Here is a 13,909-nt window from a genome sequence, read left to right on the forward strand (position 1 = left end):
CTCAGCTGAATTGGGTCAGCAGGTCGAGGTCCTCCTGGCTGAGATCGAGCGCCGCGAAGTCGCTCGGCGAATAGCGGCGCTCCGAGCGCGCCGCAACCGAGCGGCAGGCTTCGGCCTCGTCGCGGATGGCGGCGAGCAGCCGCTCGATGGTCGCCGCGTTATGGCCGGCGCCGAATTCACAGCGAATGACCAGGGCGCCGCCCTCCTGCCAGCAATTGAAGGCGAGGCGGTGCGGACGCGCCGCCTGCGCCGCTCGCTCCCGGCCCGCTCCCAGCCGCACCAGAGCGAGGCCGGCATGGCCGAAGCGGCTGATGTCGCCGAGGAAGTTGAACGACACAAGCGGCCGCGCCCCGGCGAGCGGCACGGCGGCGGCGCGCAGCAGGCCATAGCCCATGGAGCGCCCCGCCGCGGCCCGCGCCAGATCCTTCACCGCCAGCAGCCAGTCCGGCAGGTCGCTCGCCTCTCCCGGCAGTGCCAGGGGATAGCGGGTGGTAAACCAGCCAAGGGTGCGCGACAGGTCGATGGCGGCATCGCCCGGCTCGCGGCCATGGCCTTCCAGCTCGACCTGTAGCGCTCCCCCCGTCCACTGCACCAGCGGGCGGGCGATGAGGGCGAGCGCGCTCTCCTGCGGCTGGTGGCCGAAGCGCTCGGTGAGATCGGCCAGCAGCGGCTGGCACAACGCCGCGTCGAGCCGGAGATCGCGGGTCTGCGCGGCGCCCTCAACGTCCGGCGCGTTTGGATGATCGAGCGGCACGGCGGTGGGCGCCTGCGTCACGCCTTGCCAATAGGGGCGATCGACCTCGAAGGCCGCCCCCATCCCCGCCTGGTGGCGGCACCACCAAGACCAGGAGGTCGGCGGCGCCAGGACCGGCAGCGGCGGGTCGGACAGCGCCTTGGCGAGATCATCAGCGAGGATCGCCCAGGACACCATGTCGAACACGAGGTGATGCACGGCGAGGACGAGACGCAGCGCGGCGCCGGCCTCGATCATGCCGGCGGCGAAGGGCCGGCCCGCCATCGGGTCGAGCATCGCCACCAGACGGTCGGCCATGCGGTCCTCGATCGGCGACACATCCTTCCCGACCGCCACCTGCTGGCGCAGCAGCGCCGGCAGGACGGCGGCGTCCTCCACCTGCTGCAGCGGCGGCACCCCATCCTGCAGGCGCACGCGCAGCCCATCATGGCGCTGCACCGCGCCCGCCAACGCCGCATCCACCGCCTCGCCCTTGGTGCCGGGCGGCAGGTCGAACACGGCGGTGAGCGCCCAGTGCCGGCGGTCGGGCATGGCGAGCCCCATGAACCAGTTCTGGATCGGCGTCAGCGGCACCGGCTCGGACACGGGCCCGCGCTCTTCGGTTGGGTGCGTGGACACGGGTTGCATCACGCCGGCCAGAGCGCGCGGCGTCGGCGCGGTGAAGATCTGCGCCGGGGAGAGCAGCCACCCCGCCGCCCGGGCCTTGCCGGCCAGCTGGATCGCCAGGATCGAATCGCCGCCCAGCGCGAAGAAGTCATCATCCGGGCGGATGACGGTGGCACCGAGCCCGGCGAAAAGCTCCCGCCACAGCGCCAGAACGGTGGCGAGCGGGTCCCGCGCGCCAGCAGCGGCGGAGGGAGCCGGCACAGCGGAGGCGACGCTCTCGACGGGCGGGGGCGCGGCGAACAGCGCCCGCAGCGCCGGCCGGTCCACCTTGCCATTGGCGGTGAGCGGCAGCGCCTCAAGGATGATGAGGCGCGACAGGCGCTGCGCCTCCGGCAGCGCCTCGCTGAGCAGGGCACCGAGGCTCTGCGCGCGCTCCCCCGGCGCCACCGCCGCGCCGACAAGGCGCACCGTGCCATCCTCCTCGCGCAGGGCCAGCACGGCGGCATCGCGCACCCCAGGACAGGCGCGCAGCTGCGCCGCCACCCCATTGGGATCGACCCGGTGGCCACGGACCTTCACCATATCGTCCTTGCGGCCGAGAAAGCGGATCAGCCCGTCTTCATCCCGGCTGCCAAGATCGCCGGTGAGATAGGCCCGCGTCCCGTCGGCCAGCCGGATGAAGCCGGAAGCGGCCTCCGCGGCTGGCTCGTCTTCGCTCTGGCCGACATAGCCCAGTGCTACGCCGGCCCCGCTCACCCGGATCTCGCCAGTTTCGCCGGCCGCCAGCACCGCACCGTGCTCGTCGACAATGTCGATCCGCGCGCCATCGAGCGCCTGGCCCACCGGCACGCGGTCCGTCGCCTGCGTGCCGGCGGCGAGCGCCGGCGTCACCTCCACCATGGTGCAGCCAATGGTGGTCTCGGTCGGGCCATAATGATTAAACACGCGCAGCTCCGGCCGCAGCGCCGTCAGCCTCTCGACGAGGCCAAAGGTCAGCACGTCGCCGCCTGAGATCAGCGCCCGCCGGGGCAGCAGCGCGGCCGCCTCGGGATGCGCCATCAGCGCCGCGAGATGGCTGGGAACGATCTTCAGCACGTCGGCGGGGTGGCGCGCCATCCAGTCGATGAAGGCGGCGGGGTCGCGGGCGGTCGCCGCGTCCAGCACGTTGAGCGTGCCGCCCGAAGCCACCGCGCCGACGACGCTGGTATAGCCGAGATCGGCGGCAAACGAGGTGGCGATGGCAAACACCTGCGGGCCGGGGAGCGCCAGCCGGTGCAGCAGCGCCTGGGCATAGGCGTCGAGCCCGCCGCAGGACACCCTCACCCCCTTCGGCCGCCCGGTGGAGCCTGAGGTGAAGAGGATATAGGCGAGGTCGCCGGCCGTGCAGGTCGCCCGCGGGGGCGGCGCTATCTTTGCCGGATGACGGCTCCAGCCGAGCACGGGCACCGGGGCCGGCTCGCTCTCAAGGGCGCCATCCGCCACCAGCACCTTGGCACCGCTCTCGGCGAGAAGCGTGGCGCGGTAATCGGCGGGATAATCCGGATCGAGCGGGACGAAGGCCGCACCCAGATGGCTCGCCGCCGCCATCGCCACCAGCGGACCGGCGCCGCGTGTCAGGCAGAAGGCGACGCGATCGCCCCGCCGCACGCCCTGCACCGCCAGCCGCATGGCGAGCGCGCCGCTGGCGCGCGCGAGTTCCGCCCAGCTGAGCGTGCCCTCGCGGTCGATCACCGCCGGCGCCTCCGGCTGCAGCGCCGCCCAGTGCGCGACATGATCGGCGAGGCTGGTCGGCCGCGGCGCGACGGCCGGGGCCGCCTCGGTCGGGGTTGCCTCCGTCGGGGCTGCCTCGGTCGGGGCCGTGCCGATCGCTGCCAGCACGGCGCGGTAGCGGGCAACCCAGCTCTCCACCCGGGCGGCATCGAACAGATCGGTGTTGAAATTGGCCTCGACGACGAGACCCTCCGCGCTGGCTTCAAGATTCCAGTTCAAGTCCCAGCGCACACTGCCATGGGCGTTGGCGCGGATGGCCGGCGCCAGCCCGGCAAAGGCAGCGAGCGGCTCCACCTTGTCCAGATTGAACGACACGCTCGCCAGCGGCGGACGGGAGGGGTCCCGCCGCACACCGCTGGCCTTGACGATGGCGGAGAGCGGATAGGCGGGGAAGGCCATCGCCTGCACCATGGCGGCGCGGGTGACGCCGAGAGCATCGCCCCCCAGACCGGCAAGCCGCACCGGCACGGTGGAGATGCAATAGCCGGTCAGTCCCGGCTCGCCCACCAGCGGCTGGCCGGCCGCGAAGATCGCCACCACCAGGTCGTCCTGCCCGGAAAGCTCCGCCAGCAGCTGGCCATGGGCGGCGAGGCACAGGGTGAAAAGCGAGCAGTCGAGCGTGCGCGCCCGCGCCGACAGTTCAGTGGCGACGTCCCGCGGCAGCAGCGCCCGCACGGTGCCGCCCGCATAGGTCTGCAGCGGCGGGCGCGGCCGGTCGGTGGGAAGATCCAGCACCGGCGGCGGGCTGGCGAACACGCCCTGCCAATACGCGGCGGCGTCCGGATCGGCGGCCGCCTCGCGGGCAAAACTGGCGAAGCGCTCATAGGCGACGGGGGCCGGCAGCATCGCCTCGGTCCCCGCCAGACGGGCGGAATAGAGCAGGCCCAGCTCATTGGCCAGCACCTGCAGCGACCAGCCATCGGTGACGATATGCGGCTGGATCAGCGCCAGCGCCGTCTCCGCCCCGCAGCGCAGCACGCCGACCCGCAGTTGCCCGGCGCGTGCCAGATCGAACGGCTGCGCTGCTGCCTGCCGCACCCAGGTGGCTATGGCGACGTCGTCGAGAAGATCGGCCTCTTCCAGCGCCACCACGGCCTGCGGCTCGATCACCGCCTCGCCGCCGCCGTCCGAAAACCGCATGCGCAGGCTGTCATGGCGCGCCACGAGATCGGCCAGCGCCGCGTTCAGCGCCGCCGCATCTATCAGACCGGGCAGGCGCAGCACCAGCGACTGGTTATAGGCCGCCGCGCTCTCCGGGCTGAAGGCGGCGAGCGTCCACAGCGCCTGCTGCCCGGGGGCGGTGGCGATGGTCCGGGGCATGGCGGGGGCATCGAACACGGCGGGGAGGGACGCCCCGCCCATCAGGCCGACCGTTGCGAGGGCGCGGGCACTCTCCCGCACCGCCCGTGCCACCGTGTCGAGGTCGTCTTCGCTATGGGCGGTGGAGAGGAAGCAGGTGCGCCCCTCCCAGACATAGACGCCGCGCGAGATCAGCTGGCTGTAGAACAGATCGCTCGCGCCGGAAAAGCGCAGCACGGAGGAGAAGTGCTCCACCCGCAGCGGGCTGCCATCTTCCTCCAGCGCGGCGTTCAGCGTGGCGCACAGCGCCTGCGTGCGGGCGTTCAGCTGCTCCTGCAGCGTCGGGCCGGACGCTTCCAGATGACCGAGCATGGCGCTGGCCGCCGCCATGGCGAGCGGGTTCTTGTTGAAGGTGCCAGCGAAGAAGGTCCGCTCCGCCTTGGGGCCGCCGGCGCCCTCCAGCGGCCAGACGCCGCCGTCGATGCCGTCGAGAAAGGCACTGCGGCCGGAGACGACGCCAATGGGCAGGCCGCCGCCGACGATCTTGCCATAGGTAACGAGATCGGCCCGCACCCCCGCCCAGGCCTGCGCCCCGCCGGCGGCGACGCGGAAGCCGAGCAGCACCTCGTCGAAGATCAGCGCCGCGCCGGCGCGGGCGGTGAAGCCGCGCAGCCACTGCAGGAAATCGCGCGGCTGCAGGCCCGGACGCCGGCTCTGCACCGGCTCGACGATAACAGCCGCCAGCCGGTCGCCCAACGCTTCCAGTGCGCTCTGGCTGCCTTCGGGGTCGGCATAGTCGAGCACCACCACATCGGCCAGCATGCCGGGCGGGGTGCCTCTGGCGAGCGGCAGGCTGGCGCCGTCCGTGCCGGAGCGCGCCAGCGTGCCGTCGAAATGGCCGTGATAGGAGCCGGCGAACATCGCCACCAGCGGGCGGCCGGTGGCGTGGCGGGCGAGGCGTAGCGCGGTCATCACCGCTTCGGTGCCGGTGTTGCAGAACAGCACCCGCTCATTGCCGGTGAGCCGGGCGATCGCCGCCGCCGCCGCGCCGGCCTTTTCCGCCTGTGGGCCGAGAAAAAGCCCCTGCTCGGCGATCTGGCGCTGGATCGCCTCCACCACCATGGGCGGGTTGTGGCCGAGCAGCTGGACGCCGAAGCCCATGGTGAGGTCGACATAATCGTTGCCGTCGGCATCGACGATATGACTGCCCTGCCCCTTCACACCGATGATCGGGTAGAGCAGCGACTTGGTTTCGGGCCGGAACCCGGCCACCGCCCGGCTGTCGGCCAGCACGGCGCCATAGGCTTCGCGCTGGTGGCGGGAGGCGCCGTGCGTGGCACCGTAGCGGGCGGCGAAATCGGTGATGAAGCTGGCCGCCTGCGGGCTCAGCGTTTCGGCCGGCGCGACGGGAGGAGCGTCCGGCGGGGGTAGGGCTGGGCTGGACACATGGGCCTCCGTCGCCGCACCCATGGCGGCAGAAGTCGGGATGGCGGAAGAGAGCGGCGTCGAAAGCGCGGGCTCGCAGGATGAGGCGGGCGCAGAGGCCTTGGCCTCCACCTCGCGCAGCACCCGCTCCAGCAGCGCCCGTGGCGTGGTGAGGGTGGTGAACAGCTCGCGGCGCGGGATCGCCACCTTCCACCGCCGCTCCAGCGTCGAGAGCGCCTCGGTGAGGGCGAGCGAATCCACCCCCAGCGTGAAGAAGCCGGCGTCGCCGGAAAGTGCCGCCTCGCTCAGCTGCAGGCTGCGGCGCAGGCTGGCGGCGATGCCGGCGCGAACGTCCTCGCGGCTCGGCGCCGGGAGGGCCGGCACGACCGCCGCCGACGGGGGCGCGGGCGCGTGCAGGGCGAGCGGCGCCACCGGCCGCCGGGAGGGAGCGTCGACCCAATGCCGTTCACCGGCGAAAGGATAGGGCGGCAGGTGCGCGCGCGGCGCGCCGCTCTCTGGCCATTGCACGTCGATGCCGGCGACGAACAGGCGGCAGAGCGCCAGCGCCAGGGTTTCGCCCGCCGCGCGGTTGCGACGGAGAGTCGGGATAAAGCGGGCGTCCCGGCCCTCGAAGCCGGGAGCGCGCTGGGCGAAGCCGACCAGCGTCGCGGCCGGGCCGATCTCCACCACCACCTGCACGCCCGCGCCGGCCATCGTCTCGAGGCAGGCGCCGAATCGCACCGGCTGGCGGATCTGCCGCCCCCAATAGGCGGGATCGGTCAGATCGGCGGAGAGATCGCCTGTCACATTGGAAACCACGGGCAGGCGCGGGCTCGCGAGAGCCGCGCCGCGCACCTTCTCCGCGAATGGTGCCACCACGTCGTCCATGAGGTGGGAATGGAAGGCGTGGCTGGTGGCGATCCGCTGGCTGCGGATGCCGTGCGCATCGAGCGCGGCGAGCAGCGCGGCGACCGCCTCGCTCTCCCCCGACACCACCACCTCCTCCGGTGCGTTCAGCGCGGCGATATCGAGCCGCGCGGCGTAAGGCTCCAGCAGCGGGGCGATGCGCTCCTGCGTCGCGAACACCGCCGCCATCTCGCCGCCCTGCGGCAGCGCGCCCATCAGCGCGCCGCGCGCCGCCACCAGGTCGAGCGCCGCCTCGAAAGGCAGCAGGCCGGCGACGCAGGCGGCCGACCATTCGCCGAGGCTGTGGCCAGCGACGATGTCGGGCGTGACGCCGAACACCTTGAGCCGCTCGGCCAGCGCGACCTCCAGCACGAACAGCGCGGGCTGCACCTCGGCGGTCTCGGTCAGCGGGCCGCGTGCCGGATCGAACATGCGCGCGGCGAAATCGAGGCCGAGCTGAGCCCCGGCGGCGTCGACCCGGGCGCGAAAGGCCGGGTCGGCCTCATAAAGCTCCGCCGCCATGCCCGGCCACTGGCTGCCCTGGCCGGAAAACAGGAAGGCGATCTTCGGCCGTTCAGAGATGGCGAAGCCAGTCGCGCCGGGGGTCGGCGCTTCGCCCTCGGCGACCGCGCGCAGGCCCGCCAGCGCTTCCTCATAGCTGCGCGCCAGCAGGGCAGCGCGGTGGGAAAAACGCCCGCGTCCGGCGTTCAGCGCCGCCGCCATGCCGGCCAGCGAGACCTGCGGTTCGGCGGCGAGATGATCGGCCAGCGCGGTGGCCATACGGCGCAGGCCGTCGGCATCGGGAGCGGAGAAGGCGAGGACGGTCGGCAGCGGCGCGTCGATTGCCGCCGGCGCGACCAGCGGGGCCTGTTCGAGAATGAGATGGGCATTGGTGCCGGAAAAGCCGAAGCTGCTCACGCCGGCGCGGCGCGTGTCGCAGGCCGGCCAGTCCATCGCCTGTTCGACGACGCGCACGGGGAGTTCGTCCCAGGCAATGCGCGGATTGGCTTGCGCCTGGTGCAGCGTGGCCGGCAACCGCCCGGCTTCCAGCGCCAGCACCATCTTGATGAGGCCGGCAATGCCGGCGGCGGCCTCCAGATGGCCGATATTGGTCTTGGCCGAGCCCAGCAGCAGCGGCGCGGCGCGGCCCTCGCCATAGGCGGCGGCAAGCGCCTGCACCTCGATCGGATCGCCGAGCGGCGTGCCGGTGCCGTGGCATTCCACCGCCTGCACGTCCGCCGCTGATAGGCGCGCATCGGCCAATGCGGCAGCGATCACCGCCCGCTGGGCGGCGCCATTGGGGGCGGTGAGCGCGCTGGAGTGGCCGTCATGATTGATGGCGGAGCCGCGAATGATGCCGCGGATGGCGTCGCCATCGCACAGGGCGTCGGAGAGGCGCTTCAGCACCACCAGCCCGCCGCCCTCGCCGCGGACATAGCCATCCGCGCCCGCGTCGAAGGTGCGGCAGGCATGGCCGGGCCCCAGCATGCCGGCGGCAGCGAGCGCAGCGGTTACGTCGGCGTCCAGTGTCAGATTGACCCCGCCCGCCAGGGCAAGGTCGCATTCGTCGCCGCGCAGCGCGCGGCAGGCGGCATGCACGGCGACCAGCGAGGAGGAGCAGGCGGTGTCGATCACCAGAGCCGGGCCGGTGACATCGAGCCAATGGCTGATGCGACCGGCGGCGATCGAGCCGGCATTGCCCAGAATGGCAGCGGGGGAGAGCGTGTCGGTCGCCTGGAACCGGGCCTCGTATTCATTGGCGCCGAGGCCGAGAAACACGCCGGTCGCGCGCGGCCGCCGGGCGGCATCGGCATAGCCGGCATCTTCCAGCGCCTGAAAGGCCAGCATCAGCGCCAGGCGGTGCTGCGGGTCCATGGCCTCGGCCTCGATCGGCCGGAGGCCGAAGAAGCCGGGGTCGAAGCGCTCCACGCCATCGATATAGCCGCCGGGCGGCAATCCCTCGCGCTCCGGCCGGTCGGCCGGGGCGGGGCGGACGGCATCGCGACCCTGGAACAACAGCGCGCCATAGGCGGTGGCGCTGGCGGCCTCGGCAAAACGGGCGGCAAGGCCGATGATCGCCACCGGCTGGCGTGCCCGCGCCGTCTCGGCGCGCAGCGCGTCGATGCGCCCTTCCAGCGCCAGCATCAGATCGGTGATCTGTTCGGGGTGCAGCCGGCTCAGCCGCGTCAGCAGTCCCGCGCGCCGCTCCTCACTCGTGGCCACGGGCGCCTCCTTCAATCATCGACAACAGTTCTTCCAGATCCCCGCCGGCAGCCGGCGGTGGCGCTGGTATCGAAGGCGAGGCTTGCGCCGGGCTCGCCGGTGGCGCCCCGGTCAGATGCGCCACCATGGCGCGGATGGTGGGGTGGTCGAAGGCGAGGGTTTGCGGCAGGGCACGGCCGAGATGGGTGCCGAGCGCCCCGGCGAGATCGACCGCATCGAGCGAGGTGAGGCCGAGTTCGCCCATGCCACGATCCCCCGGCACGGCGGAGGCGGGCAGGGAGAGCCGTTGTGACAGCCAGTCGCGCAGCCAGTTCTCCAGCGCCGGCGCCGCCATCGCGAGAGCCATTGTCGGGACGGCCGGCTGGGGTTCCCGCGCCGCGTCGAGCACCGCGTCCAGCGCTTCTTGCCGCGCACTGCGCCACTCGGCGATGACGGGCAGCGCGCCCTCGCGCCAGGCCTGCCGGTTGGCGGCGCGCTGGATCTTGCCGCTGGAGGTGCGCAGCACCGCCCCGGGTTCGACCAGCACGATGCGAGAGAGCTGCAGCTCCAGCGTCTGCCACACGCAAGCGCTGATGGCGCTAAACAGCGGCGCCGGGTCGGTGCGGCGCTGGGTGCGCTCCAGCTCCTGCACCAGCACCACCTGCTCGCCGCCCGGCTCGCGGACCACGCCGAAGGCGGCGCCGCCGCCCGCCCGCAGCGCCGGATGCGCGCCCTGCGCCACCCGCTCGATATCCTGCGGGTAATGATTGGCGCCGGACAGGATGATGAGGTCCTTGATCCGGCCGGTGACGCAGAGCTCGTCGCCGATCATCGCGCCGAGATCGCCGGTGCGCAGATATCCGGTCGGGTCATCCTCGTCGGCCACCCGCACCCCGAAGGTCGCGGCGCTCTCCTCCGGCCGGCGCCAATAGCCGCGCGCAATGGTGGGACCGCCGAGCCAGATTTCGCCCACCCGGTCGGGCGGCTGCCGGCGCCCGGTCTCGGGATCGACGATGGCCACGCTCACATCCGCCAATGGTGCACCGCTGCCGGGGATCACGAGACGCCGGGACGCGGCGCCGGCCTCGACGATGCGTCCCGCTTCCAGCGCGGCGGCATCGAGGGCGAACAGCCGGGGGGCCACGCCCACGGGGCTGGCGGTCACGGCCAGCGTCGATTCGGCCAGCCCATAGGCGGGGGCGAACGTCTCGCGGCGGAAGCCCTGCGGGCCGAACACGCCGACGAAATCCTCCATCACCTGCGGGTCGATCGGCTCGGCCGCGTTCATCGCCATGACCAGGGAGGACAGATCGAGCCCTTCGCGCGCTTCCGCCGGAATGCGGCGGGCGCAGAGGTCGTAGGCAAAACTGGGCGCCGCCGTATGGGTGCCGCGAAAGCGGCTGATCGCCTCCAGCCACAGCACCGGGCGCTGCAGAAAGCTGTTCGGCGCCATCTGCACGACGGGGCAGCCAGAGTACAACGTCTGCAGCAGCCCGAAGATCAGGCCGAGATCGTGGAAGGCCGGCAGCCACGTCACCATCGTGCTCGCCGGCGACAGTCCCCACGCCGCCTCCATCCGCGCCATGTCGGCCATGAGATTGGCATGGCTCACTTCCACCCCCTTGGGCAGGGCGGTGGAGCCGGAGGTGTACTGGATGAAGCAGGTGGCGGTGGGGTCGACCTCGCGCAGGGGGGTGGCCTGCGCCGGATCGCCGTCGATGTCGCCAATATCCTGCCAGCGGATCGCCGCGAGCTCGGCGCTGTCGGCCTGCCAGAGGCCGGACTGCTCGGCGACCCCGCCGCCGGTCAGGGCGACCGTGGCGCCGCTGTCGGCGGCCACCGCCTGCAGGCGCTGAATCAGCCGGTGCCGGCGCGGCGGGTTGATCGGCACGGCGAGCCGCCCCGACCACTGGCAGGCGAGGAACGCCACCAGGAAGTCGACGCAGGGCTGAAACACCAGCAGCACCGGCGCGCCGGGCGCGCTCTCCCTCTCCAGGAATCCGGCGACGCGGGCGGCCCGCGCCGCCAGCTCCGCCGCGCCGCAGCGCTCGAAAACGGCACCATGGCTGTCGAGGAAGGTGATGGACCAGCGGCTGTCGGGGCTCGCGGCAAGCGCCGCGAGCCGGGTGGCGACGGTGCCGGACGGGGTGCCGGCGGGCAGAACGGAGCTCATAGGGTCGGCACCTGCAGCTTCAGCCAGGTATAATGCTTCATCATGGCCTCGTAGCGCGGGGTAAAGGTAGACACGATCCGCTGCTCGACCTCGGGATGCGCGGCGAGCAGCCCGCGCAGCGTGGCGTGGTCGATGGTCAGCAGGTGGCAGGGCTTGCGCGCCACCACGCGGGTGAACTCCTCGGCCTTTTCCAGCGCGGCATTCTCGCCCAGCGCATCGCCGGCTTCCAGTACCTCCACCGGCATGAAGGTGCCGTCGGGCAGGCGCACGCTCTGCTGCGCCTCGCCCTGGGTGATGAAGATCAGCCGGCTGGCGGGCTGGCCATCCTCGATCAGCACCGTGTCCGGTCCCACCGTTTCCACCGTCATGCGGGCGAGGAGCCGTTCGAGGAATTCCGCCGGCACGCCTTGCAGCAGGGGACGCTTGCGCAGCCGGTCCAGAAGCTGCTCGCGCGGCACGACGCCCTCCGCACCGGCGATCACGCTGCGCTGCCACAGATCGGCATAGACGCCATCGGCGTCGAGCAGCGACTGGTGGGTGCCGCTTTCCACCACCCGGCCCGCCTTCACCACATAGACGAGATCAGCTTGCTCGCACTGGGTCAGGTCATGGGTGACGGCGACCACGGTGCGCCCCTGCGTGACCTTGCGCAGCGTCTCCTCCACCGCCACGCGGCTGGCGGGATCGAGCGCGGAGGTCGCCTCGTCCAGCAGCATGATCTGCGGGTCGTGCAGGATGGCGCGGGCGATGGCGATGCGCTGGCGCTGCCCGCCCGAAAGCTTGCTGCCGCCCTCGCCGACATCGGTGTCGTAGCCGTCCGGTAGCGACATGATGATGGGATGGATGTCGGCGGCCTTGGCGGCGGCCTCCACCTCGGCATCGGTGGCCTTGAGCTTGCCCATGCGGATGTTCTCCCGCACCGAGGCCTGGAACAGGATGGTCTCCTGCGGCACCAGCGAGATGAGCTGGCGCACCTGCTCCTCCCCCAGCAGCCGCATGTCGACCCCGTTCACCCGGACATGGCCGCTGCCGGGCGAGAACTGGTTCTCGATCAGCCGCAGGATGGTCGACTTGCCGGAGCCGGACGGCCCCACCACCATCACCCGTCGCGGGCAGTCGATCGTCAGCGACACCTTGTCGAGCGTGCTTGTGCTGCCGTCATAGCTGAAGCTCACCTCGTCGAAGCGCAACGAGCTGACCTTGCCGCCGATCGATTCCGGCCGTTCCGGGTCCGGGGCGGCATCAGGCTTGCCGAGCAGGGCCTGCACCCGCTCCAGCCCGCCGACGCCCTGGATCAGCAGCGGCAGCTGGGCGCCGATGAAGCCGGCGGCACCACCAATGGTGAGCAGAAGCGTGATGAAGGCGACGATCGTGCCCGAGGACACCTCGCCCTCGACCGACTGCATGGCGCCGAGACCGATGACCAGGAGCTGCGCCGCGCTGACGCCGAAGCTGGTGAGGCGCCCGACAAGGCCGGAGGAGAAGTACTGGTGGTAGCTGGCGTTGAACAGCCGGCCGAGTTGCCCGGTGAACAGCTTCGCCTGCAGCTCGCGCAGGCCGAAAATGCGGATCACCCGCTGCATCAGCAGGGTTTCCTTGACCACATGGGCGACCCTGGCGTCTTCGGCGCCGCGCTCGTAATTGTAGCGCACGGCGCGCTTGCTGAAGCCCCTCGGCAGCCAGAACGCGATCAGCAGCGATACCAGGGTGGCGATGGCCAACTGGGTGTCCAGCGAGAACGCCACCACCACCGAGCCGATCAGCATCAGCCCCTTGGAGAACAAGCCTGGCACCGCCCAGATGACGGCCTTTTCCACCACGGTGATGTCGTTTGAAAAATCGGCGATGATCTCGTCGGTGTCGGAGCTGGCGAGTTCGCGCGCGTCCATGTTGTTGATCTTGGCGAACATGCGCGCGCGCAGATCATTGATGATGCGCGGCCCGAGCTTGGCCACGGTATAGTCGAGGATCACGCCGAAGAAGGACGCCGCCAGGAAGCCCCAGGTCAGATAGGCGAGATAGGTGCGGATGATCGCGACATCGCTGGGCTTGATGCCCTCGTCGAACAGCGCCTGCAGCCAGAGCGGCACATAGACCGCGTAGAGAATCTGCACCGCATTGGCGAGCAGGAACCAGAACAGCAGCATCTTGTGCCGTGCCGCCGCCTTCGCCACCCACACCACCAGATGGGTCGGGCCCCTCTCCGGGGTGCCGGCGCGGATGGCGTCCTGCCATTTCAGCTCCAGCGCCCCGGCGGAGATGCCGGCCACGGCCTCGCTTGCGGCGTCGACATTGCCATTGGCGCCCATCTTGCGCCCGAACTTGATGAAGCCCCGCGCCCCCTTGGCCTTCAGCAGATATTCGACGAAGGCCGCTGCCCGGCGCACATCCTTCTGGTCCACCTCCGGCAGCAGGAGGCGGCTCGCCAGGCCGTTGAGATCATGGGCCTCGGTGCGTGGGATTCGCACCGGCGCGGGCTTCTTGCCATCCTCGCGCGCCACTTCCAGCAGCACGGAATGCAGCAGGCCGAGCCCCAGCAGGCCCCACGCCCCGCTCGGCATCGCCAGCTTGTAGGTGAACAGGTGATGGGCAAGCCGGCGCACTGGGTCGCGCCGGGCTTCTTCCGGATCGGCGGCCATGGCGGCGGCGATGAAACCGCTGTCCGGCTTCATCGCCAGCCGGTCGCAGGCGAGGCCGTAGAGGCGCTGCAGCTTGTGCTGCACCTCGTCCTCGGTCTCGTGTTTCTTGAACCAGTCGAAATGCCGGTTGGACAT

Annotated in this window: 3 protein-coding genes; all 3 read right to left on the minus strand. The window is 71.5% G+C overall.

Annotated features, from left to right (window positions below):
* Position 1 precedes the first annotated feature (1 nt).
* The 3 genes from J2S76_RS05515 to J2S76_RS05525 are packed head-to-tail and all read right to left on the minus strand — an operon-like array spanning position 2 to position 13,909.
* A complete protein-coding gene (locus tag J2S76_RS05515) occupies positions 2–8,983 on the minus strand; it encodes a type I polyketide synthase (RefSeq protein WP_307058288.1) in 8,982 nt (2,993 codons plus the stop codon).
* On the minus strand, positions 8,970–11,135 hold the full coding sequence (locus tag J2S76_RS05520) for an AMP-binding protein (protein ID WP_307058289.1): 2,166 nt from the start codon (positions 11,133–11,135) through the stop codon (positions 8,970–8,972). The genes J2S76_RS05515 and J2S76_RS05520 overlap by 14 nt, the downstream gene beginning before the upstream one ends.
* Positions 11,132–13,909 (minus strand): ATP-binding cassette domain-containing protein, encoded by a 2,778-nt coding sequence (locus J2S76_RS05525; protein ID WP_307058292.1) that lies wholly within the window; start codon positions 13,907–13,909, stop codon positions 11,132–11,134. Before J2S76_RS05525 ends, J2S76_RS05520 begins: the two co-directional genes overlap by 4 nt.

Source organism: Ancylobacter vacuolatus, from assembly GCF_030813595.1.
GTDB lineage: Bacteria > Pseudomonadota > Alphaproteobacteria > Rhizobiales > Xanthobacteraceae > Ancylobacter > Ancylobacter vacuolatus.